Here is a 22,830-nt window from a genome sequence, read left to right on the forward strand (position 1 = left end):
GGCGCGGAGATCACTGTTCGTTGTGACCAGCCCGGCGCCGCGTCGGTCACCGCAAGGCCGGTTCCCGTAGCGGGTTCAGCACGTTGGGTTTATGCGGTCATGAGGTCCGCCATCGGCGGCCTCACGGCGTATATCACGGCCGGTGCGCAGGCGTTCCCCGCGTCGGCGCTACCGAATTCGCCTAAGCGAGTATCACCACAATTCCTTGCCGGCTGGGGAGCAGCGTCTCAGCCGGCGGGGAGGGTGGTGCCGTGACGGAGTTCACCCATGGCACCACCGGACTTGAGTGGAAGGGTCCTCAATGCAATTGCTCTTGGGCTCGCGGCCGTCACAGCAGCCTCTCTCCGACGCTGCTGTAATGATTGCGTTGCGCAAAGGCCGGATCGAATTCTTTCGGCATCTCTACCGCCGCCACTATGCCGCAGTGCAGGCGTACGCCTCCCAATGCGTAAGAGGTCCGCTTCATGCGCAGGAGGTGACGTCAGATGTCTTTGCGCACCTGCTCCAGCAGATGGTGTCCGGCGAATCGCTCATCGAGCGTCGTCATCCGGGATGCCTGCGACCCCAGTTACTGGGAAAGGTCCGCACCACCGCGTTCAATCGCTGGCACCGGGAGCGCGACACGCTGTCGCCGGACTTCCAGGCCTGGGTCGCGGCAGGATCACGGTGGCCCTGGGGCGAAGACGGCCAGCTGGCTCTCGCGTACGAGCGACTCCCGGCCACCACCCAGTGCCTGCTGTGGCACTCGGTGGTGGAACAGGATGATCCCGCGTTCACGGCACGCATCACGGGCTTGGATCACCATGCGGTTCCCGCTGCGTGCGACCAGGCCATGGCCGCGCTGCGCCGGTCCCGTGCGGACCTTTACCTCGAGCGGCTGGAGCGTGCGGACTGCAGGGATGTGATCGAGCGGCTGACCCGGCGGCCTGAGGCGGACCCGGCTGAAGGGTGGGGCCATCTCCGCGCGTGCCCGGCCTGTGCGGCTGTCTACAAAGACCTGTCCCGGCTCGACGCGCAGCTCGAAGCGCAACTGCCGGTACGGCTGTTGGGATGGTGGACGGGAGCGCGATACCTGCATGCCAAGGCCGCCATTCCCGTACCGCTGGGCGATCCGCCGTTCCTGGCAAGGCTGCTGGAGCGTCGCCGGGCGGATGCCCCCGCCCAGCCCTCGCGTGTACGCCGGGCCACGGCGGCCACCCCGGGAAGCCGGGGAAGCCGGGGAAGCCGCGGAAGAAGCAGGGCAGCGTCCCCGCAGTTTCCTCCTCGCTCGCGGGCCGCTTTCGCGGTGGCGGGCTTCCTGGTCGGCGTCGGCGCGGGCGTGCTGCTGCTGACCGCTTGTGACCCGCAGCTCGGAGCGCACCGACAACCGCCGCCTGCCTCCGGACCTTCACCTGCCCCGAACGACCCGCCGTCACAGCAAGCAACACTTCCTCCTGCGGTCTCGGCCCGATTCCCCGTCCAGGCCAATGCGTACACAACGCAGCAGGGGACTAGGGTCTGTTGTGAAAGTGCTGGTCATAGCCATTCGTTGATGGCTGCGACCAGCACGGTGGCTTCGTAGCGGACGGCGAGTTTGTCGTACCTCGTTGCCACTGCGCGATGTCTCTTGAGGCGGTTGATGCCGCACTCGACCGCGTGGCGTTGTTTGTAGTCTTCGCGGTCGAACCTCGGTGGTCTGCCTCCGCGGGAGCCGAGGTTCTTGCGGTTGCGGATCTGGTCCGCTTTCTCCGGGATGGTGCAGGCGATCCGGCGTTCGTGCAGGTAGGCGCGGTTGGCGCGGGATCCGTAGGCCTTGTCGCCCCGGACCTTGTCAGGTCTGGTTCGCGGCCGGCCGGGGCCTTGTCGGGGTACTCGGATCTTCTCCAGGACCGGGCGAAGGTAGGGACTGTCGTGCCGGTGGCCGGCGGTGATGAGCAGTGACAGTGGTTTCTGTCCCTGCTCGGTGGCGAGGTGGATTTTCGTGGTCAGACCGCCGCGGGAACGTCCGAGGCCGTGGTCGTCGGGTTCGGTGACGAAGCCGCCGGGCGGTTCCTTTTGAAGGTCCCCTTTTTACGTGCCCCGGCGGCGTGCTGATGAGCGCGGCAGACCGTGGAGTCCACGCTGACGTCCCACGTGATCAGGCCCTTCGCATCGGCATCGGCCTGCAGTTGCTCCAGAATCCGGTGCCAGGTGCCGTTTCGCTGCCACCGGCGGAACAGGTCGTACACCCGGTCCCACGGCCCGTACCGCTCGGGCACATCCCGCCATGGCGTTCCCGCCCGGGTCCGCCACCGTATGCCGTCTATGAGCTGCCGTCTGGTCCATACCGGCGGCCTCCCGGCCTTCTTGCCGATCGGCAGCAGCGGCTCCAGCCGCGACCACTGTGCATCCGTCAGATCTCCACGCGCCACAACGCATGATCATCACCGATCAAGATCCACTTTCGCAACAGACCCTAGCGCCGGACCCGACCCCGGTGCCCGTGAACTCGGAAGCTCTTCTGTCCTGCGTTACGACCGGGTCGACTTCTCCACCGTCCGAGACACCCTCGCCGTGGCGAGGCTCGCGGGGCCGTCGGGCGGCGGCGCCCGGATAGAGCTCAGGCTCGACTCCCCTGCCCGACCACCGCTGGCGCAGATCATTCCAAGTGCCGACGGTTCCGTGAACGACATCTCGGTGCCCATCACCCCCGTCGTCGGCGTGCACCGCCTCTACGTCACCGCGCACTGCCCGACGACCACCGATCGGTGCATCGAACTCTTCGCGTTCGGTGCGGCACCGTCGCTGTCTGGGGCTCTGCTCGCCCCTCAACGTCCATAGGACCTCGACGAGCTCGAAGGGATCCTCGCCAGTATCGACGGTGCGCGAGCGGTCATCGGCATCGCAAGGCTCTATTCGCCCCGCCACTAAGTTCGAAGCACCGCCGGACGTGCTGTCCCCGGGGCCCGAGCGCACCGGGCGGCCGGCAGCCGGCTTGCGGGTCGAGCGTGACGAGCGGGCGGTCGGCGACAGACGGAGCCCGGCCGGCCGTTGCGTCCGTCAACGATGGCCATGCCGACGTCTCCTGGGGTGATCGCTGGTGAGCTGTGCAAGGCATCGCTTCGACCTTGGTCGCCGTCGTAATCACTGCGACAAGCAGGAGAACCGACCTACGGATACGCAATAACGCTGAGTACGCGCGCGGTCGCCCGTCCTCTGATTGCATGAGATCCGGACATTGCGCGACGGCGTTGGACCAGACGGGTCGGGGCAGTGTCCTGGCAAGCAGAGCACAGGGGGACGTGATTGCGATGCGTGAGCGCGAGTGGGAGACGGCGGTACGCGAGCCACTGGCATCGGCCGCGCCGGATGTGACGGCGCTGGTGCTCGTCGACGGAGCGGCGGGGACGGGCAAGACCTGGTTCGTGAAGTGGCTCCTCGCGCTTCCCGAGCTCGGCGGGGTGCCTCGCCTGAAGGTGACGTTCACGGCTTCGGGCGCCGTTGTCCTCCAGGAGTCCACGCGCCCGAACAGGACCCCGTCAGCAGTGTCGAAGACCGGGTCCGTACGTCGTCCGGCAGGCGCCCGGCCCGGAGCCCTGGTGCCGCCGGGGCCGACTCCGCTCGAGAACTCATCTCTCGGGGAACTGGTGACTTCGCTCGACACCGGTGCTCCGGTCGTGCTGGTGGCCGAGGACATCCACCGCGCGAACGAGCAGGAAGCACACGCGCTGCGTACCCTGCTGGCTCAGCCTCCGGCGGGACTACGCGCGGTGCTGACCTATCGCCCTGAGGAGCTGGCGAGTCCCGGGCTGGTGCTGGGAGCTCCGGTGGGTTACCCCGCCGAGATGAGCCTCGTCCGACTGCGGCTTGGTCCGCTTGACGAGGAGGAGGTCCGCGGGATGGCGGTGGAGGCGCTGGGCGCGGACCGCTGCCCGCCCCAGTTCGTCGCACGGCTTCACACGCGCTCCGGGGGAATCGCGCAGGTGGTGGCCGATCTGGTGGCAGAGCTGAAGACTGCCGGTCCGCTTCCGGGTGGGAGAGGCGACTCGATCGGCCGGGACCGGCTGACGGCCAGAGACGTGGACGAGGCCGCGGTTCCGCTACGGCTAGCCGAGCTGGTGGTCGGCCGCGTGGCGGCGCTGGACGATGTGACGAGGCGCTTGGCGTGGGCGGCAGCCGTGCTCGATGAGGCCGCGACGGAGGACGAGTTGACCTCGGTTGCGGCTCTGCCGGCCGAGTCCGGCCGTGCGGCGCTGACGGCCGCTCTGTCCGAAGCGGTGCTGCACGAGATCGGGTTCGGTCAATACGGGTTTGGCACTCCCATGGAGGCCGCGGCCGTGTATCAGTTACTGCCCGGCCCGGTACGGCGGGAGCTGCACGGTCGAGCGGCCGAGGCAGTGGCGGCCCGGCGCTCGGTGCCGTGGGCGGGGCTGGCCCGCCACCAGTTCGCATCCGGTCGGATCGCGGACTGGCTGGACAGCGTGGAGAACGCCGCGCGTGAAGCCGTCGAGGCCGGGGACCACCAGCTGGCGATCTCGCTGCTCGAGGACACGCTGGCACATCCTGAAGTCCGGGAGTCGAACCGGGTTTGGCTGGCCTTGATGCTGGCACGCATCGCCTACAACGGGCTGCGCTCCGATCAGACGGTCGAGGTTCTGCGCCGGCTGGTCGATGACCCTGCGCTGCCCGGCGCGGCGCGTGGTGAGATCCGGCTCGACCTCGGGCTGCTGATCGGCAATCAGGTCGGTCGGGGCAGCGAAGGAGGTCTCGAACTCATCAGAGCGATCGAAGAGCTGAGTACCCGTCCGGCGCTGGCGGCGCGGGCCATGGCGGCCCTTGCGTTGCCGTATTGGCCCCGTGGCACGCTGGCGGACAATCTCATCTGGCTGGAGCGCGCCGAAGCGACAGCAGGTGGGAGCGGGGATACCACGGTCCAGGCAGCAGTCGCGGCGAACCGGGTGACCGTGCTGCTCAGCGTGGGTGATCCGGACGGGTGGCGGCTCTTGGAACAACTTCCCCGGGAGAGCGATGATGTGCGCATTCTCGGACACTCGGGTCGTGGTCTGATCAACGCCGCCGATGCGGCGATCTGGCTGGGCGAGTACGCGACAGCGCGCGAACTCCTGGCCGAAGGCCCGAAGCTGGCCGCTCGCGGCGGGCACCTGTACGTGGAACAGGGGGCACGGGGTAAGTCGCTGATTCTGGACATGATGACCGGCCACTGGGCAGGCCTGACCGCCCAGGCCCGCGCGCTCGTCACGGAGCTCGGCGAGATGCCGCTCATAGCGGGCCACGCCGGGCTGGTGCTCGGCCTGCTTGCCGTGGCGAGGGGTGAATGGAACCAGGTGGGCACCTGGCTGTCAGCTCCCGACCTGGCCGGGGACGACAGCCCCGTACCGCTGGCAGCCGCGGCCGCGGGCGGCCGCATCAGGCTCGCCCTGGCCCGCAACGAACAGCAGACCGCGGCCCGGGAGGCGGCCGAGGCATGGGCACGGCTGCAAGCCAAGGCCGTGTGGGTATGGGCGACCGAGCTGGCCCCCTGGGCTGTGGATGCAACCGTCCGCGCCGGAGAGTTGGACAAGGCGCGGGCGATGGTGGACGAATTCGCGGCAGGCACCGAGGTCAGACAGGCACCCGCCGCCACGGCAGCACTGATGTGGTGCCGGGCACTGCTGGCCGAGGCGGCCGACGCGTTCCCAGAGGCAGCCGAGTACTTCCGGCGCGCCCGTGCTTGCTATCAAACGCTTCCCCGGCCCTACGAGGCAGCTCTTGCAGCGGAAGCCGTCGGACGATGTGCCCTGGCAGACAACCTGGAGACCACTGCGGGCATCTCCAACCTGGCCACTTCTACTGAGGAGTTGGAAGTCCTCGGTGCGACATGGGACGTGGCCCGAGTCCGGGCTGTACTGCGAGCCCACCCCAGCGCCGAGCGGCGCCCACCGGGCCGCCCCCGATACGGTGAGCGGCTGTCGCCGCGTGAGCAGGAGGTCGCAGAGCTCGCGGGTGCCGGCCTGAGTAACCGCGAGATCGCGGCTACGCTGCACCTGTCCCCGCGTACGGTGGAGCAGCATGTCGCTCGTTCCCTCCGGAAGTTGGGCGCGGTCTCTCGACGAGACCTGGCCGTGACGGACCGTGGCGGCAAGCCTGGCCCGGGGTATCCGGCAGGTCCATCGACGTGAGCCTTGCCGGGTCGCTCAACACAGCGATGCAGGCGACCTGGCCGACGAAGACGGATGCAACGACTCGAGAGCGGGGCCGTCCTCGCGCTACGACACGATCCCGGGCGCAGTTCCACTACCGACCGGCACCGCGTTCCTCATCGACGCACTCCGGGCCGCCTCGGCAAGACGGGTGCGAGGCATGCCCGCCTGCGGCCGCATCGGCCGCCGCGGGCCCTGACCGCTCAAGAACGTGGACGAAGCCCCGCCACCAGCCGGGCATGCCTCCCCATGGGTCATGCAGGCCGTCGTGACCGGCATGCCAGTCGACCCCAGGCCAACTGATCCCCCACAAGGGTGAAAAGTGCTGATCTGACGTTCATATCCACGGGAAGTGATGCATCACCGTCCCGAGTACGCGTGTTCCAGCGGCGTACCGGCCATACGCAGGACAGACACGGAGGAAGAACATGCCGATCACTCAGAACCAGGGGTCCACTGCGGGGGGCCAGGCAGTGACCGTGACCGGGACCGACCTCGGCGGTGCCACGGCGGTGAACTTCGGAACGCAGCCGGCCGCCATCACCGGCAACACGGCCAACTCGGTCTCCGTCATCACACCGGCGGGAGCCGGCGTGATGGGGGTCACGGTCGTCACCCCCGGCGGCGTCGGCGGTCCCGAGCCCTTCTTCTATCTCCCGCCGCCGGTGATCCTGTCCGTGTCGCCGGGCTCGGGGCCGGTGGCAGGCGGCAGCACCATCACCATCTCCGGGCGGTCCTTGGCCTCGGCGACCTCCGTGCAGTTCGGTGGGTCGACAGTCACCCCGACGGTGGTGTCCGACCAGGAACTGACGGTCGTCTCGCCGACGGGTGCGGCCGGCGCGGTGGCGTTGGCCGTGGTCACGCAGGGGGGAACGGCCAGCACCGCGTTCAGCTTCGTCGACCCGCCGACCGCGACCGGGTTCAGCCCGCTGACCGGGCTGCAGGCCGGCGGCACCCTGGTCGGCATAACAGGAACGAACCTGCTGACAACCACCGGGGTGACCTTCGGCGCCGTCCCGGCCACCTTCGCCGTGCTCTCCGACACCCAGATCGCGGCCACGGCGCCGGCCCATGCGCCAGGGACAGTCACTATCACCGTCACCACCACCGGTGGCAGCGACGCGGCGCCCGGGACCTTCCTGTACCTGTTGTGACCGCTCCGCCTCCCACCACCACGCAGAGCCCGGTATCCGTCAGCGCGGATCGTGATCACGTCTCACGAGACACCGGAGAAGTGACCCGAATATCGCGACAGTGCCCTTGTCATCGTGGACGAAGCACATGCGCTGGCCCAGGGCAGCGAAGCCATGCTCGCCGCCTCCAACCTCATTCCTGCAGAGAGGCAAGCACAACCATGTCATTCACCCTTTAATTACCGGCCAGTTGCACCCTTTCTTTGGGGGCGGCATCACTCTCCGACCCCCAGGGACTCAACTCAGCTGACGACTACGGGGGTTCGGCGACACGTCCATTGTCAGTGCGGTGCGCTTCACTGTCCGCAATGGAGCTCACGCAAGCGACCTTCAACGACCTGCTGGCCCAACTCGGCCCGGGAGACGGCTGCACGTACCTGACCAATGACCTGAAGAACCCGCAGGACCTGACCGACCTGCTCGGCAGCAGGTACGGCGCCCCGCGCACCCTCGTCCTCGGCGGCTTCACCGATCCGACGGTCGACGAGTCCAAGGGCGCGGCCTCTCTTCTTTCTCACGTGTCGTCGGGCCAGAACTGGACCAGGTAGCGCTCCACGCCCTCGGGTACGCCCTCGCGGGCGAGCCTGCGGACCTCATCGCGGCCCCGGCAGTGCGCCCGTACCCGCCATCCGGCACTGTGGTCGGACAGCTGCACATACGCTGGCATCGGGCCACCGGCGACCGCCCACACCGCCAGCTCCCCCGAGCAGCAGAAGATCCCGCTCTCGGCCGGGAGATCTACGGCCGCAGCCTGCTCGGCATCGCCGAACAGCCCACTTTCATCATCTGACCTCTTGCCATGGGGTGAGCGGCCGACGGCAGGGGCTGACAGGCCACTCGCCCCAGTGCGTTGTTCCGGTGATCATCGGTGTGTGAAGACAGAAGATCAGACGGTGGGCCCCAGGTCACCGCATAGAGGGCACCGACCTGTCCGCCCACGCCCCCGAGCACCTGGCCGCCGTCGCCCAAGAACTCAACAGCCGCCCACGCAAAACGCTCGGCTGGGAAACCCCAGCCGAGCGCCTCGCTAAGCCACTGGACCTAGCCAGTTGACCAGCAGTGTTGCGACGACCCCTCGAATTCGCCCACGTCCCGGGGGGCGACGTCGCGGTCCGTCGCCGGACGTCTCAGCCGCATCCGGCAGACAGCGGACGCCCCGCTTCACGAGGCGTTCCCCCTCAACGGAGGTCAGTTGGCGTTGACCAGGCCATGAGCGGGCACGGTGACCGTACGCGCGCCCGGCCGACCGCCCAGAACAACCTTGCGCAGCGCGCTGTTGTTGCTGAGGTTGGTCTCCTTCAGCCGCTTCTCGGGGTTGGCCAGAACCTGGATGTAGTAGGTGCCGTTCGGCAGGTTCGTGATGTCGAAGGACTGGCCGGGGAGGTCCTGGCTGTAGGTGTCGCCCGAGCCGACGTCGAGCACCTCGCGGACGGAGATCGATTTCTCCTGGCCGCATGCGGTGGACAGGTCCGTGTTGGCCGGGTCCCAGTTGGCGTTCTTCACCGTGTAGTCCACGGCATCGGTGTTGGCCAGGCAGAAGGCCTCCTTGCCACTGCGCACCGCTTCCTTCTGGTCGGCCTTCAGCAGCCGGTAGCTGGCGAAGTCCGTGAAGTGCCAGTGCTCGTGCCCCGGGCGCGGGTCCCACTCCATGGTGCCGGTCGGCGTGTAGCCGACCTGCTTGCCATTGGCGTCGTAGAAGTACTGGTAGGCGTCCATGAGCTTCTTGCCGGGCGAGCGGAATCCGTCCACCACGAGCTTCGCGGGCCCCGCGTTCCACACATTGGCGCTGAAGGCGAGGTAGTCCTTCCCGGGGACGTCGGCACCGCCGTCACTGATCTGGATGCCGTAGGCCGGCAGAGAACGGAGGTCGGGCTTGGGAACGTCCGGCACCGTAGCCCTGCCGGTCGGCCGCTGCGCGTTGGGCGCCGCCGCGGGCGCCTTCCGGGAGCCGTCCGTCTGTCCGGGCCCGTCACCCACCTGTGCCGACCTGAAACCGGCCTTCTTCAGTGCCCACGGCAGGGCGGGCGGCGCCGGGGTGTGAGGCCCGTGGCCCACGTTGTACGACGGCCCCGCCCCGCTCGTCGCGGGAGCGGGCGCGGGCATGGGGGTGGCGGCGTGACCGGAGTGCCCGGCCCCGTGGGATCCGTGGCTGCTGCCGGCCGCCGACCTGCCCGCGGGTCCCTCATCGCTGAGCTCGCGTACGGTCACCTTGACCCTCTGAGGCTTGTCCGCGATGTCGAACAGGTCGCGGTAGCGCTTGGCCACGGACACCTTGGCGGTGTACTTCCCGGCCGGAAGGAGGACCGGCGCGGAGTAGTGGCCCGAGTACGTGTTGGACGCCCAGCCGTTCTCGACGCCCCACACCGAGCCGAGCGTGAAGGGGTTCACGGGACAGCTCTGGGGGTACTTCGACTTGGCCGGGGCGTCAGGGCGCACCCGACCGGACGCGTTGTTCGGACAGAACGCCTCCGACTTGGTCAGCACCTTCTTGCCGGCCGCGTCGGTGATGGTGATCTCGGCGAAGTTCGGAAGCCCTGAGAAGTCCTTCACCAGACCCTTGGGAAGGGCCTTCGTCCGGACCTTCTTCCCCGCACGGATGATCTGCGTGGCGACGACCGGGTCCTTGTAGGACTTGCGGGTCACCTTGAGTTCGAGGGGCCCGTTCTCGGCGGTGACGTACGTACCGAGGTCCAGGTAGACGCCAGGTGATTCCTTCCATGAGTCCAGAGTCACCGAGTTGGAGGCAGCGATCAGGCTGAGCTTCGGCGTGGGCTGCGCCTTCTTGGCGTCGGGGGCGGCTGCGACGACACCTGCGGTCACAGCGATTGCCGCGGCGACGGCTATCGCCGGACGCCATGGCCGGGACAAGAGGGATCTGGTCATCATTCCTCGGTTTTCTGCGAGTGCCTGATGGGACGGTGGACGGACAGCGGCGCACGGAACGCCGCTTGGGCCGGATGCGACGCGACGGACTCCGGGCGCGAGACGGTCCTCCATCTTGTGAAAGGAGGAGGCACCCACCCTGGGTTGTCCGTGGGCTCGCGGATCGCGAATCATTGACCGAAAACAGGTCATGCGCCCTGGATCAAGCCGTGCTGGTGCGGTTTCTGCCCTGCGTGCCCGTCAGTTGTGGTAGCGCTCGGCGGTGGCCGCCGGAAGGGCGAGTGGTCGGGGTGCCCAGCACGCCCTGACGACGAAACGTGGAACCCGCCGAGTTGCTCGGATTGCCGGACCGCTCGCTGATGGAACTCGCCGCGGACCCGGGGAACAGAGACGGATGAGCGGACACGGAAGCGACGGGGCGTCCACCACGGTGGGCGCCCTCGCTGCGGCGGAGTTGTTGCCCAACGCCTTCTGCGTACCCGGGGCTGTCCGACGAATCGCGTGAGCGCTCTCGGGACAGGTCGTTCCCCACCTGGTCCGGTTCAGCCCAGCGCAAACCCGGCTCCCGGCCAACTCCCGCCGGAGTCAGCCTATTTCGAGATCTACCGCCCGCAATGACAACAAATGACCGTTCGAAAAAGCGAATCGGACACATAAACCATGGCCTGCATTGGCGCAGGCCCCAGCAACAGTGAGTGAGAGAGACGCCCGTTCGCTGAGTGGCGTGCTCAGTCAAACTCCGCGTTTCAGCAGCCTGCGCAGTTCCAGCTCGCCTTGGATTGCAGGAGACGTGGCGACGGGCTCCGGACGGAGTCGTCTGGGTCCTGCTCGGCCGGGCCGCGGGCACCGCCTGCCACCTCGTCAGGTCGTGCGTCGTGAGGGGCGGTGCCCGCGGCGGCCGGACCGATCGCCGTCAGCCGTCGGAGGGTTCGACCCACAGGACGACGTGGTGGCCGTCGCCGGCCTCGTTCAGGACAGCGATCCTGGTATTGGTGTCCGGCACGATCACGCCGCTGGTGGGGTTGGCCGGGTCGTAGTAGTGGTCACCGTCCTGTCCCGGGCCGGCAAGCCGCCCAGCGGTGACGGCTTGCCCGGGTTGGCAGTTGGCCGGCCCAGCGGCTCCGGAACGGCCTGCCGGGGTCAGCGGCTGGCCGGCTCCGGTGACGGAACGTCCACCTCAAAGCCATCCCACCCATGCCACAGCCTCGCCGCACTCCCCCACCAGGCCGTTGACCAGTACAAATGGAGAAGGCTCCCTGGAGTACTAGGGCCTGAGGACGATCTTGCCGTGGGTGTGGCGGCGTTCGAGCTCGGTGTAGGCCTCGCGGACTTGCGCCAGCGGGTAGACGTTCGCGATCGGCACGTCGAGGTGTCCGTCGGCGATCAGGCCGGCAAGCTCGGCGAGCACCTTGGCGCCCGGCCCGGCCGCGACCCCTCCGTCAGTCTTCACCCCGTGCTTCTCGGCGGCCGCGAAATCGGCGATGGTGTCGATCCGATCGGTCTCGACGCCGAGGGCGAGGGCCAGTTCGACATACCCGTCGCCGAAGGTGTCGATGAAGGCGTCCACGCCGCTGGGCGCGGCGGCCCTGATGCGGTCCGCGACGCCCTCGCCGTACGCGACCGGGATCGCGTCGTGCCTCTTCAGCCACTCGTGGTTGCTCTCGCTCGCCAGGCCGATGACCGTGGCCCCGGTACGGCGCGCGAGCTGGACGGCGAGCGAGCCGACTCCCCCGGCGGCTCCGGAGATGACGACGGTCTCGCCTTCCTTGGGCTGGACGGCGTGTACCGCCCCCCATGCGGTTACGCCGACGACGTACAGGCTGCCGGCCACCTCCCATGAGACCTTCTCCGGCTTGCGCGTGAGGTCACCGGCCTCGACCAGGACCAGCTCGGCCTGGGAGGCCCGCTTCTGGGTGAAGCCGATCACCTCGTCGCCGGGCGAGAATCCAGCAACCCCGGCGCCGACCTCCTCGATGACCCCGGCGAGGTCGCTGCCCTGCCCGGACGGGAACGTCGACGGGAACAGGTCCGCCACCGCCACCTTCTGATGAGCCGACCGAGCACGGATCGTCGACGAGGACGGATGGTCGCCCGCCGGGGGCATGCCCCAACTGTTCCAGGCCTTCGAAACGGCACCCTCTCCCTGCCCGAGGCAGCCGCCCAGTTGCGCGCCTGGGCCCACTGACCGGCCCTGCGACGCAGCCCGGTCCGCGGCCGGAGCCCGGCGGGCCGCCGGCCCCCGGCTGTGAGCGGCGTGGAGGTCTCGCGCCGTTGACACTTCAGGCGCCGGAGGTCAGTCTCGCTGCCCCCAGTCCAGACGGTCGGCCAGACCGGCGGCGGCGAAGGCGGCTATCAGCTCGCCGCGGCCTTCGGTGAAGTGGGCCCAGCTGTCGTAGTGGACGGGGACCACGCGGCGGGCGCCGAGGAGCTGGGCGGCCTCGGCGGCCTGGGCGCTGTTCAGGACGATCAGCTGGTTGTCGAAAAGTACGGGGAAGCGCGGGGCGCCGGCGAAGAGGAGGGCGGTGTCGATGGAAGCGAAGCGCTCGGCGATCTCCTTGACCGCGTCGAGGGAGGCGTTGTCGCCGCTGACGTAGACGGTCGGCAGACCCTCTCCGGTCAGGATGAAGCCGACGACCTGGCCCGTGATCGGCTCGACCGCCTCACGCGGGCCGGGGCCGTGGACGGCGGGGACGCCGGTCACGGTGATCGTGCCGCCGTCGGGGCGGTTCAGCTCGATGGACTCCCAGTCGGCCATACCCTTGGTCTTCCCCTCCAGGCGCTGTCCGCCGCCGGGGGTGGTGAGGGTGAGCGGGACGTCGGCGAGCAGTGCCCGGCCCGAGGTGTCGAGGTTGTCGGGGTGCTCGTCGTGCGAGAGCAGAACCACGTCGATGGGGCCGAGGTCGGCAGGGGCTCCGCTGGAGGGGGCGGTCTTGGTCAGGAACGCGCCGCCGGGACGGGCGTAGTCGCCCGGGGCGTCGAAGGTCGGATCGGTCAGGAAACGCAGGCCGCCGTACTCGAAGAGGGCGGTCGGGCCGCCAAAGACGCGGACAGGGAAAGGGTTGGTCGTTGCAGGGAGAGAAGACACGAAGCACCTCACGGATAGGTATCGTCGAACCGTGAGACGACCGTAGTCGCTTCTCACGGATTCGCGCAAGCCGTACCATGAGGAACATGAAGGAGCCCGTGATCGAACAGCCCGGCCTCACGCCCGCACAGGGCGAGGAAGAGCACCTCTCTCTCGCCCTTGCCAACAGCGCGATCGCGCTGGCCGGCGGGCACACGGTCGATCTTGTGGGCACTCCCGCGCAGGCGAACCAATGGCTGACGGAACGCGGTCTCGCTCCGGTCGACGCCGGCATGCGGGAGATGTGCGCGACACAGCTGCGCTCGCTGCGTGAACAGATCAGGTCGCTCTTCGCCTCCCGCGCCGAAGGTCTGCCCGCCCTCCCCACCGCGGTCAGGGCCATCAACGACGCGATGACCCGCGTCCCCACCGCCCCGCTGCTGCAGTGGGACGACAAGACCGGCCCCTACCGCGCCACCCCCCACCCCACCACCGCGATCCTGGACCACGCCCTGGCCACCCTCGCCGCTGACGCCTCCGACCTGCTCACGGGCCCCGACGCGGACCGCCTCACCGCCTGCGGCTCTGCACCCTGCAACCGCTACCTGCTCCGCTACGGCCGCCGTCACTGGTGCTCCACCCGCTGCGGCGACCGCGCCCGCGCCGCCCGCGCCTACGCACGCCGCGCCACCTCCCACTGACGCTGCAGCCACGGCTGTCCGATATCGCAAACGAAGCCAGGCGGTCCAGTTGCGTCAGGCGGCGTCCGCGACGGCTTGGCGGCCGTTTGCCGTGATGCGGAAGGGGTGCGGGTGGGTGCGGTGTTCGCCGTTGGGGTCGGCGCTGCCCTGGACGTGGCCGCAGTCGTCTATCGAGTCGCCAAGGCCGAGCTGCCGATTCCGATTACAGCCAACGGAAGGCGTCGCGGACCTGAGATGCCGCGCCGCTCAGATGGTCGCCCTCCAGGCGCTCGTCGAGTTCGTACGGATCATCGACGCCGTTCATGACGGCGGCCGCGGCGGAGTCCAGAACATCGGCGAACGCGTCGTGAACGCCGGCGTCCTCTGTGGCTCTGCGTCGCGGGTTACGGCCGAAAGCTCCCCCAAGTCAGCGAGTCGCTCAACACCTGGGCATCCATCAAAGTCGGTCCGTCGGGTGATCCGCAGGTTGCCACCGTGGCTGCTGGCGTCGTATGGAGAACGATCTTTCGACACCACCAGGCAGGGAAGGGACGACCACCGTGGCCACAGCATCGTTCCCGGTGACCGCTGATGAGCCGGAGCGCCTCCGTCTCCTTGAGCGGTACGGCATCCTGACGGCACCGGCCCCGCCGGACCTGGCGTCGATCGTGGAACTCGCCGCCCATACCTGCCAGGTCCCCCACGCATTGATCAACATCATCTCTGCCGAGCACGCCAACCTGATCGCAGCCATCGGCTTCGAACCGACGCAATGCGCGCGCAGCGACTCCATGTGCGCGGTCACCATCGTCGAGCCGGCCCCGGTGTTCGTCCCGGACGCCACGCTGGACCCCCGGTTCGCGGACAACCCCTACGTCAGCGGCCTCCTCGGCGATATCCGCTTCTACGCCGCCTCCCAACTTCGCACCCCCGAAGGCCCAGTCCTCGGCACCCTCTGTGTCTTCGACACGCAGGTCCGCCAGCTGACCGTCTCGCAGCGCGGCGCGCTGGACAAGCTGGCCCGCATGGTCGTCGACGTACTCGACCTGCACCGTCACCAGACGCTGCTTCAGCAGGCACTGCAAGCCGCCGATGCGGCACGCTCCGAACTCGAACGCTCCAACTGCGCCCTGCAGCAGTTCGCCGGACAGGTCAGCCACGACCTCAAGAACCCGCTGACCGGCATCCTGGGCCACGCCGACAACCTCATCGACATCCCGGCGATCGCCAACGACCCAGACGCCTCCTTCTGCGCCCAACGGGTCATCAACTCCGCGAACCGCATGCGCACCATGATCGAAGACGTGCTCGCCCTGGCCAGCGCGGGCGGACAACTCCACCTCGAACCCGTCGACCTCAACGCGCTCGCCCACGCCGTCATCGACGACCTCGATCGCCCCATCAGCACCTGCGACGCGCGTGTCACCGTCGGGAACCTGCCCACCGTGGTCGCCGACCCGACCCAGCTGCGAGTGCTGCTGCAAAACCTCGTCAGCAACGCCCTGAAATTCCGCAACCCCGCCCAGCCTTGCCGGATCATCATCACCGCCCCAGTCCTTCGGCAGGGATGGGACATCGCTGTCATCGACAACGGTCGCGGCATCCCGCCGCAGGACCGGCAGCGCGTGATGGACATGTTCACCCGTCTGCACCAGGACGTAGAGGGCTCCGGCATCGGACTGGCCACCTGCCAGCGGATCGCCACCGCCCACGGCGGGGCCCTCCGCCTTGAAGAGACCCCCGGCGGCGGCACCACCGCCGTGCTCAATCTGCCCACCAGCACCACACCGAACTGATAGCCGTCCTCGGCGTCGACCCGGGCCGTTGCCCAATCCGTGCGCGGCCGCTCAGGCGTGCATGCGGTGGAGTGCTCTCATCGCGCTCTCGACGACCTCGTCGTCGGACGCCTGGGCGAGTTTATGCGCGTGGTCGCCGCCGTTGAAACCGAGCAGGACGGGCTTGCCGAAGACTTTGTATCCGTTGACCCACCAGGACCACAGGCCAGGGTTGTCCGGGTCGAACCATTCGATGACGTCGATGTCCTTGTCCCAGAAGGGCTTGGGAAATTCGAGCCACAGTTTGTCCAGAAGGCCGGCTCCGAGCGCACTGACGGCTTCTTGCTTGGCGTTCGGCAGGGCTGGATCGAAGTCGATGGTTCCTGCCTTGAGCACGCCGATCGGGACTGTGATCACCGCGCGGTCGGCGCGCACGATGCCGCCCTTCTTCAAGGTCACCGTCACCCCATCCCCGCTGTGCCGCACGCCGGTGACGACCTGTTGCGTGCGCACCGGGATGTCACCGCGGACGTGGGCGAGCAGGCGGTCGTAGCCCCTCGGCAGCAGCAGATCGGGGCCTTTGAGGTCGCGGCCCTCGAAGGTGGCGGTCACCGAAAGCTGCCGGGGCTCGGCAGCGAAATCCAGGGGATAGTTGATGTTCAGCGCATTGCGCAATGCAGCCGACGGCCGGCGGGGCATCACCGAGGCCACGGTGACGGTGTCCGGGTCTTCGACGTCTTCCAGCTTCTTCTCGTAGCGGGCGAGTTCCCCCATCGCGTGCTCGTCCCCGCCGGTGGAATTGTCGTAGTCGAACGCGTAGCTGGGGTCGCCGGTCTCTTTGAGCACCTTGGTCATCGCGTTGCCCGAGGAGCCGTGAATCCACGAGGCGCCCATCTCGGCCGGGGCTCCTGCGAGATGTCGCGTCCAAACACGACCGCCGACCCGGTCGCGACCTTCAAGGACCGTCACCTGAAAGCCATCGTCGGAAAGGGCGCGGGCACAGCCGAGCCCGGCGAACCCGGACCCGATGACCACGATGTGCTCCCCGCTCTCAGCGTCGTTGCTGACTTCGGCGGCTGCGCGGCGTCCGCTCTCCAAGGCGCCGTGCGCTGTGGAGGGTGCCTCTGAGGACGTCGCTTCGCCGGCGAAGTACAACCGGCCGGCCACTGGCGCGGCCAGCAGGGTGCGTGCACTCGCGCCCAGCGTGCTGGGCGCGAGGTACGAATACGAGCAGCGGGCGAAAGGATCCGTCGACCACGAAGTGCGCAAGTACGCCACCGGGTCCACCGCATTGCTGAAGCCATCGCGCCTGGATCCGTCGGCTCGCCCCGATTTGCTTGCGGTACAGGATGCCAGCCACCCGGTGGTGGCCAGCGCGAGCGCAGAGCCGAGCAGTCGGCGGCGTCCCGTGCCGTCCGGGGAGTTCATGCTGAAGAGATCCTTTCAGAGAGCAAGCTGCAGGAACGACCGTATAGGCCGACTGCGACATCCGATGTGCTCCAACAGCCAGCGCACCCGCCACCGGCGATCGAAGAACGCATGCGTGACGCCGAGACGGTGAGACCCGCCGCCAGGCCAATCCAGGACATCTGAAGCGTGAGAACGGCCCAGGTGCGTCCTTGACCAGGCAGCCGCTCGTGTCCGCACGCAGCGCCTCGTACACGTACTCGTCGACGTTGAAGGTGGTGACAGCCAAGACCTTGGCCGGTTCCTCGCTGCCGGGTCCGGCCAGTTGCCGGGTGGCCTCGATGCCGTCCAGGAGACGGCATCTGATTGTCCATCACGACAACGTCGGGGCGCAGCCGGCGAAGACCGCTTCAGCAAGACGTCGCGGAGCCGGTCGTGGTTGTGCGACTCCGGGACCATCCGTCACGCCTGTCTGTCCGTCCTCGGTCGGAGAAACCTTGCCTCGTTGATGGATTCGCCCAACTCCCTTACACGAAAGGGTTGGTGCGTCCCATCAGGCACCAACCCCGAGGAGCCCCCCACGTGCGAAGCAGTCGAATAGCCCCCTTCGTAGCGGCCAGCGCCGTCGCCGCCCTGGTTCCCGCGCTCGCACCGGCTACGGCATCCGCCGCAGAAAATCCCCTGAGCCACTACCTTCAGCAGAAGCCGGCATGGCACCGCTGTGACACAGCGATGCCGGCGGCCTTCCAGTGCGCCATGATCAAGGTGCCGCTCGACTACAGCCGCCCCGGCGGCAAGAAGCTCAATCTCGCCATATCGAAGTTGAAGACGAGCACCAAGAAGGAACGCCGCGGTGTGCTCCTGCTCAACCCGGGTGGCCCAGGCGGTCCGGGCGTCGACATGCCGCAGCAGCTGGCAAGCGAGCTGCCGAAGACCGTGAAGGGCAAGTACGACCTCATAGGCTTCGACCCGCGAGGCATCGGCCAGAGCTCCCCCGTCAGCTGCGGCCTGACGCCCAAGGAACAGAACTGGGAACGGGCGTACAAGGCCGAGACGTTCGCCAAGGACGTGAAGTGGGCCCGAACCGTCGCCGAGAAGTGCAATGCCAAGCAGGGCGACAAGCTGCGCCACATCACCACCCGCAACACCGCCCGGGACATGGACGTGATCCGTGCCGTGCTCGGCGAGAAGAAGATCTCCTACCTGGGATACTCGTACGGCACCTATCTCGGCGCGGTCTATGCGCAGATGTTCCCCGAGCGCTCCGACCGCTTCGTGCTGGACAGCGCTGTCGACCCGGCTCGGGTCTGGCGCGGCATGATCCAGGTCTGGGCGGAGGGCACCGAGCCCGCCTTCACCAGGTGGACTGAGTGGACCGCCAAGCGGAACTCCACGTACAAACTGGGCCAGACGCCCCAGGCGGTCCGCAAGACCTTCTACGACCTGGTCGCCCAGGCCGACCGCAAGCCGATCGACCTCGACGGCGCTGTGCTGACCGGTGACGACATCCGCGCCAGCAGCCGCGACATGTTCTTCAGCGTGCGCGACGCCGCCGAGTCGGTCGTCGAGCTGAAGAAGGCCGCCGCCGGAAGGCCCCCGTCCGCTGTCCGAGAGCCCAAGACGCCCACGCCGCTCCCGCCGTCGTTCGGCCGCACCGTGCCCTCGGACAACGGCGACGCCGGCTTCTGGTCCGTCGTATGTGCCGACACTCGCAATTGGCCGCGCGATCCTGAGCAGTACCGCAGCGACGCGATCCGGGACAAGGGCAAGTACCCGCTGTACGGCGACTTCGCGTCCAACATCAAGCCGTGCGCGTTCTGGAAGAAGAACGGCAGTGAGCCTGCCACCACGATCGACAACAAGGTCGGCGCGCTCATCCTGCAGAACGAGTGGGATCCCCAGACACCGTTGACCAGCGGTCAGGGCATGCGCCGCGCCATGAAGGGCTCGAAGATGGTCACGGTCGTCGGCGGTGTCGGACACGGCATCTACGGCTCCAAGTCGTGCGCGGACAAGACCGCCACGGCCTACCTGACCACCGGCAAGCTGCCGGCGAAGGAGGTGACCTGCCAGGCCGCTCCGGCAGCACGCGAGCGCAGCAGCGCCAATCCGCTGCCGCTTCCGACGCCTCACGGCATCCCGGGGATGGTCAGCCGCTTCTGAACAACTGTCGCTCTTCGGGACGGCGCGCCGCAGGCGATGAGCCCGCGGCGCGCCGCCCCGGGGAGTGTTACTCGGTCACTTCGTGGTCGTGACCGTCGTGCAGGCCGCCGCCGCTGCCCGCGTCACCGTCCGTCGGGACGGAGTCGACCGGCTTGCGCAGCGAGCTCAGGTCCTGGGCATAGGTGCCCACGGCGTTGGCGATGACGCCGATGTTCACCTTGAACGCCGTCATGTTGATGTTGCTGAGGTCGTCGCCCTTGGCGTGGTAGTTCACGTCGTACGCGACGCCGGCCGCACCGCCGAACTTCGCCGCCTGCGCCTCCGTCTTGATGCCCTCAGCGCCCGTGAAGGTGCCGCCGGACGGGATGCCGACCTCGATGAACGGCCCGTAGTCGGAACGGCCGGTGAAGTCCGTGCCCTCGTGCGGCGTGCCGCGCTTGTCGAGGAACTCGTTGATGTCCCGCTCGAGTTGGGCCGAGCCCGTCGGGCCCGCCGGGGCACCGACGCCGTCCGAGTCGTCGCCGTCGTAGACGAACTGCCCGAAGTTCGGCGAGGCGATCATGTCGAAGTTCAGGTAGAGCTTGATCTCCTTCTTGCCCAGGCCGCTCAGGTTCGCGACGTAGTGCTCGGAGCCGAGCAGGCCGACCTCCTCGGCCGACCACCAGGCGAAGCGCACCTTGTTGGCGGGGCGCTTCTCCGCCTTGGCCAGCTCCTCGGCGACCTCGAGCAGACCCGCCGAGCCGGAGCCGTTGTCGTTGATGCCGGGGCCCGCCGTGACCGAGTCGAGGTGCGCACCGAGCATCACGGTGTTGGCCGCGTTGCCGTGGCGGGTCTCCGCGATGACGTTGTTGGTGCTGCGCGTCTCCTGCAGCTGGCGGATCTCGAAGGAGATGTTCACCGGACCGTTGGAGAGGTCCGCAGCGAGTTTCTCGCCCTCGGCGAGGGTGATGCCACCCGTCGGGATCTTCCCGGCGGCCGCGTCGCCGAGGGTGCCCGAGAGCGCGCCCTCGGTGTTGTTGTAGACGATCGCGCCGATCGCGCCCGCGTCGGCCGCGGCGGCCTGCTTCGCGGCGAAGGTGCAGCCGCCGCGCTTGATCAGTGCGATCTTGCCGGTGAAGGTGCCCGGCGCGTAGTCGGTGGCCTCGCAGCCGGTGGTGGCGTCCACCGGCACCGCGGCCAGATCGGCCTTGATGCCGCCCACCGGGGTGGACTTGGTGTACGTCATCGCCTGGATGGCGACGTCGCGGGGCGCGGCCGATACGACCGAGAGCTTCTGGGCGAGAGTCTCGGTGTAGATGAACTCGAAGCGCTGGTACGAGACGTCGTACCCGAGCTTCTTCAACTGCTGGTACACGTACGCGGCGGACGCGTCGTGCCCGAGCGAGCCGGCGGCGCGGTGTCCGGCGGTCGTGTCCGCTATCTGCTGGAACTTCTGCAGGTGCTTGAAGGCGTCCTGCGCGGACGACCTTTCGACCAGCTTCCGTGCCAGCTTCGACGCCTCCTTAGCCGCCCGGTCGGCGGGGTCCTGGTGTGCTGCGGAGGGAGAGGCCGATGCCAGCAGGAGCGGGGTGGCGAGTGCGGCTGCGGCCATAGTGGCCACGGCTCTGCGATGGGATGCGTTCACAGAGGTCCTTCCCGGTGCGAACGTAGGTTGAGGGGAAGCTAGCGATCTCTGCGGGTTCTGGGAACACCTGAGCCGTAACTGACGGCTTATTTCATGTAATTGGCACGAGGAGCCGAAGCATCCACTTCAACATGTCCTGGATCAGAACCTTTTTCGCGGCCGGTGCCGCTCTTGCCGCACGTTTCATCTCCTGCTTGTGCGCCCGTACATTGGCCGGGCGACGTCGCCCGCTGCCATAGCCGTGTCCCCCTGGTTGTCGTCCGCTCTTACCCCCGCCGAGCCGATCGGCGCGTATCCGCTCCTCGCGGGAGCCGCGCCTGTCAGAGGACGTGCACTATCTCGATGCGGACCGGTGGCGGCGGTGAGCCGCTGCGGGCTGGATCACGCGGTCCCAGGTCCCCCAGAATGAATTCGTAGTCCGCACAGCACGTCACGAGAGGAAGCTCAGGCGCATGGCCGGCAACGCAGACATGGTGGCCTTCATCGAAGCGCGACTTGCCGAGGAGGAGCAGGTCGCGTTGAACGCCGGCGGCGCGAATTGGAGGTGCCCGGCGGGTGCGCCCGGTGAAGTCCATGACAGGACGTCCGGCATCGCGTTCACCGTGAGAGGAGCCAACTACGACCAGCACATCGCGCTGCACGACCCGGCTCGCGCGCTGGCCCGCCACGAGACCAATCGCGTCCTGCTCGGCGAGTATCTGGAGGTGGCGGACCGGGACGTCGACCGGCCGGCCGACGACTTCGCCTCCGGCCGCGCAGTCGGACTCGGCTTCGCGGTGCGGCAACTGGCCGCCGAGTACGCCTGGCATCCCGGCTACAAGGCGAAATGGCTCCCCCGGTTCACCCGGTAGCGCTCGTACCGGCATGCCGACGCCCTCCGCTGTGCTGCACGGAGGAGAGCGCGAGTCGTGCGGCTGCCGTGTTGGTCGGCCGCCGCGGCCCCGACAGATCTCCGGGTCCGTGGCCGTGCGTCAGACGTGCTGGCCGGCGAACTCCTCGGCCATACGCTTGAACTGGCCCAAGCCGTAGTTGGTCAGCGTCTTGTCCAGGTTGGTGAGCTCGGCGATGAGCTGCTTGTCCGCGCAGGGCAGCGCGAGCCGCCCGCGAACCGACGCTCGTCGAGCCGGGTGCCCCGATGCGCCGCGCACACGATCCGTCTGCGGGCCGGTTCGCAAGACAGACCACCGGACCTGAGGCCCTCATCCCCTCGCTGCGGCTCACGACTCTGGGGCGTGTGCGGTGCCGAAGGCCATGCCGGCAGAGGTGAACAGGCGAGCGCAGCGTTCGGCCATGGCTTGTGGGGACTGTTCGGGGTGCCGGATCCACCAGTTGACGAGTGCGGTCACAAGGCCACGCCAGGCGTACTTGAGGGCGTCGGCGTCAAGGGGGTCGGTGAGACGGGCTGCTCGCAGGATGTCGGCTGATCCTGCGGCTGCGAGGTCGTCGATGCCGACCCGGTACTCCTTTGCGAGGCGGGCGGCCTCGCTGTCCGGTGGAAGCCGGTTGTCGTAGAGGACGAGCCATGCTTCCCGGCTGCCTTCCAGGGCTGTGAAGACCGCGTGCAGCACCGCCAGGGGCACGTCCGCAGTGCTACGGCTCCCTGTCATGGCGGTGCGGATCGCGCTGAGGAGTCGCTCACCGATGGGGGTGAGGCAGGCGATGTACAGGTCCTGCTTCGTGCCGAAGTACTGATGCAGAAGGGTCTTGGTGACACCGACCTGCTGTGCGATGGCTGCCAGTGAGGCCGCCTCGTAGCCGCGTCGGCCGAACTCCTCGGTCGCGGCGCCCAGGATGTCCTGCTTGCGGCGTTCCCGGGGGACGCCTTTCGTACCGGCTCTGCGGTGGGGTGAAGACACAGCGCTAATTTTACCCTACGGTAATTT

Annotated in this window: 19 protein-coding genes and 2 pseudogenes; 10 read left to right on the forward strand and 11 right to left on the reverse strand. The window is 68.3% G+C overall.

Annotation, left to right across the window (positions count from 1 at the left end; genetic code table 11):
* Positions 1–358 precede the first annotated feature (358 nt).
* A complete protein-coding gene (locus OG741_RS02120) occupies positions 359–1,561 on the forward strand; it encodes an RNA polymerase sigma factor (protein ID WP_405594492.1) in 1,203 nt (400 codons plus the stop codon).
* Here OG741_RS02120 and OG741_RS02125 read toward each other — a convergent pair.
* A protein-coding gene (locus OG741_RS02125) for an IS5 family transposase (RefSeq protein ID WP_405593854.1) occupies positions 1,516–2,390 on the reverse strand; the annotation gives its coding sequence in 2 pieces (ribosomal slippage) (positions 1,516–1,998 and positions 2,001–2,390; 873 coding nt in all). The two genes, OG741_RS02120 and OG741_RS02125, sit on opposite strands and share 46 nt — an antisense overlap.
* Between OG741_RS02125 and OG741_RS02130 the strand changes: the two genes are divergently transcribed.
* The 4 genes from OG741_RS02130 (at position 2,284) to OG741_RS02145 (ending at position 7,899) form a co-directional block, all read left to right on the forward strand.
* A complete protein-coding gene (locus OG741_RS02130; RefSeq protein ID WP_405594495.1) occupies positions 2,284–2,799 on the forward strand; it encodes a carbohydrate-binding protein in 516 nt (171 codons plus the stop codon). The two genes, OG741_RS02125 and OG741_RS02130, sit on opposite strands and share 107 nt — an antisense overlap.
* Positions 2,800–3,269: 470 nt before the next feature.
* Positions 3,270–6,137: a LuxR C-terminal-related transcriptional regulator gene (locus OG741_RS02135; RefSeq protein WP_405594497.1), complete on the forward strand. Its 2,868-nt coding sequence runs from the start codon at positions 3,270–3,272 to the stop codon at positions 6,135–6,137.
* A 449-nt stretch (positions 6,138–6,586) separates the two neighbouring features.
* On the forward strand, positions 6,587–7,312 hold the full coding sequence (locus OG741_RS02140) for an IPT/TIG domain-containing protein (RefSeq protein ID WP_405594499.1): 726 nt from the start codon (positions 6,587–6,589) through the stop codon (positions 7,310–7,312).
* Positions 7,313–7,659: 347 nt separating this feature from the next.
* Positions 7,660–7,899, forward strand: coding sequence for a hypothetical protein (locus OG741_RS02145; RefSeq protein ID WP_405594500.1), 240 nt, complete (start codon positions 7,660–7,662; stop codon positions 7,897–7,899).
* On the opposite strand, the gene OG741_RS02150 is transcribed toward OG741_RS02145, so the two are convergent.
* Positions 7,866–8,018, reverse strand: coding sequence for a hypothetical protein (locus OG741_RS02150; protein WP_405594501.1), 153 nt, complete (start codon positions 8,016–8,018; stop codon positions 7,866–7,868). The genes OG741_RS02145 and OG741_RS02150 overlap by 34 nt on opposite strands.
* A gap of 248 nt (positions 8,019–8,266) precedes the next feature.
* On the opposite strand from OG741_RS02150, the pseudogene OG741_RS02155 reads away from it, so the two are divergent.
* A pseudogene (locus OG741_RS02155) lies at positions 8,267–8,404 on the forward strand (IS30 family transposase); the annotation flags it as partial.
* Positions 8,405–8,539: 135 nt separating this feature from the next.
* On the opposite strand, the gene OG741_RS02160 reads toward OG741_RS02155, so the two are convergent.
* The 4 genes from OG741_RS02160 to OG741_RS02175 form a co-directional block, all read right to left on the reverse strand.
* Entirely contained in the window at positions 8,540–10,237 is a 1,698-nt protein-coding gene (locus OG741_RS02160; protein WP_405594503.1) for a lysyl oxidase family protein, read from the reverse strand.
* A 910-nt stretch (positions 10,238–11,147) separates the two neighbouring features.
* On the reverse strand, positions 11,148–11,378 hold the full coding sequence (locus tag OG741_RS02165) for a hypothetical protein (protein WP_405605351.1): 231 nt from the start codon (positions 11,376–11,378) through the stop codon (positions 11,148–11,150).
* Positions 11,379–11,498: 120 nt separating this feature from the next.
* The gene (locus OG741_RS02170) at positions 11,499–12,338 is read right to left on the reverse strand and encodes an NADP-dependent oxidoreductase (RefSeq protein WP_405594505.1); all 840 of its coding nucleotides are present in this window, start codon (positions 12,336–12,338) and stop codon (positions 11,499–11,501) included.
* Between the two features lie 189 nt (positions 12,339–12,527).
* Positions 12,528–13,319 (reverse strand): MBL fold metallo-hydrolase, encoded by a 792-nt coding sequence (locus tag OG741_RS02175; RefSeq protein WP_405594507.1) that lies wholly within the window; start codon positions 13,317–13,319, stop codon positions 12,528–12,530.
* Positions 13,320–13,405: 86 nt separating this feature from the next.
* Between OG741_RS02175 and OG741_RS02180 the strand changes: the two genes are divergently transcribed.
* Both OG741_RS02180 and OG741_RS02185 read left to right on the forward strand, forming a co-directional pair.
* The gene (locus OG741_RS02180) at positions 13,406–13,999 is read left to right on the forward strand and encodes a CGNR zinc finger domain-containing protein (RefSeq protein WP_405594509.1); all 594 of its coding nucleotides are present in this window, start codon (positions 13,406–13,408) and stop codon (positions 13,997–13,999) included.
* Between the two features lie 539 nt (positions 14,000–14,538).
* Positions 14,539–15,774 (forward strand): ATP-binding protein, encoded by a 1,236-nt coding sequence (locus OG741_RS02185; protein ID WP_405594511.1) that lies wholly within the window; start codon positions 14,539–14,541, stop codon positions 15,772–15,774.
* 51 nt (positions 15,775–15,825) lie between these two features.
* Here the strand turns inward: OG741_RS02185 and OG741_RS02190 are convergent, their stop codons facing one another.
* Positions 15,826–17,181 (reverse strand): FAD-dependent oxidoreductase, encoded by a 1,356-nt coding sequence (locus OG741_RS02190; RefSeq protein ID WP_405594513.1) that lies wholly within the window; start codon positions 17,179–17,181, stop codon positions 15,826–15,828.
* A 181-nt stretch (positions 17,182–17,362) separates the two neighbouring features.
* A pseudogene (locus OG741_RS02195) lies at positions 17,363–17,561 on the reverse strand (response regulator transcription factor); the annotation flags it as partial.
* 181 nt (positions 17,562–17,742) lie between these two features.
* Here OG741_RS02195 and OG741_RS02200 point away from each other — a divergent pair.
* Complete coding sequence (locus OG741_RS02200; protein ID WP_405594515.1) at positions 17,743–19,323, forward strand: alpha/beta fold hydrolase; 1,581 nt, start codon at positions 17,743–17,745, stop codon at positions 19,321–19,323.
* Positions 19,324–19,390: 67 nt separating this feature from the next.
* On the opposite strand, the gene OG741_RS02205 is transcribed toward OG741_RS02200, so the two are convergent.
* Positions 19,391–20,923, reverse strand: coding sequence for a M28 family metallopeptidase (locus OG741_RS02205; protein WP_405605353.1), 1,533 nt, complete (start codon positions 20,921–20,923; stop codon positions 19,391–19,393).
* A 476-nt stretch (positions 20,924–21,399) separates the two neighbouring features.
* Between OG741_RS02205 and OG741_RS02210 the strand changes: the two genes are divergently transcribed.
* Positions 21,400–21,798, forward strand: a complete 399-nt coding sequence (locus tag OG741_RS02210) for a DUF6221 family protein (RefSeq protein ID WP_405594517.1) — start codon at positions 21,400–21,402, stop codon at positions 21,796–21,798.
* Positions 21,799–21,918: 120 nt separating this feature from the next.
* On the opposite strand, the gene OG741_RS02215 is transcribed toward OG741_RS02210, so the two are convergent.
* Together OG741_RS02215 and OG741_RS02220 are read right to left on the reverse strand one after the other, a co-directional pair.
* Positions 21,919–22,095 carry a hypothetical protein gene (locus tag OG741_RS02215; RefSeq protein ID WP_405594519.1) on the reverse strand — a complete coding sequence of 59 codons (177 nt, stop codon included), beginning with the start codon at positions 22,093–22,095 and terminating at the stop codon, positions 21,919–21,921.
* Positions 22,096–22,164: 69 nt separating this feature from the next.
* Complete coding sequence (locus OG741_RS02220; protein WP_405594522.1) at positions 22,165–22,803, reverse strand: TetR/AcrR family transcriptional regulator; 639 nt, start codon at positions 22,801–22,803, stop codon at positions 22,165–22,167.
* Positions 22,804–22,830 lie beyond the last annotated feature (27 nt).

The sequence above is a fragment of the Streptomyces sp. NBC_01410 genome, assembly GCF_045040195.1.
In the GTDB taxonomy this organism is placed as follows: domain Bacteria; phylum Actinomycetota; class Actinomycetes; order Streptomycetales; family Streptomycetaceae; genus Streptomyces.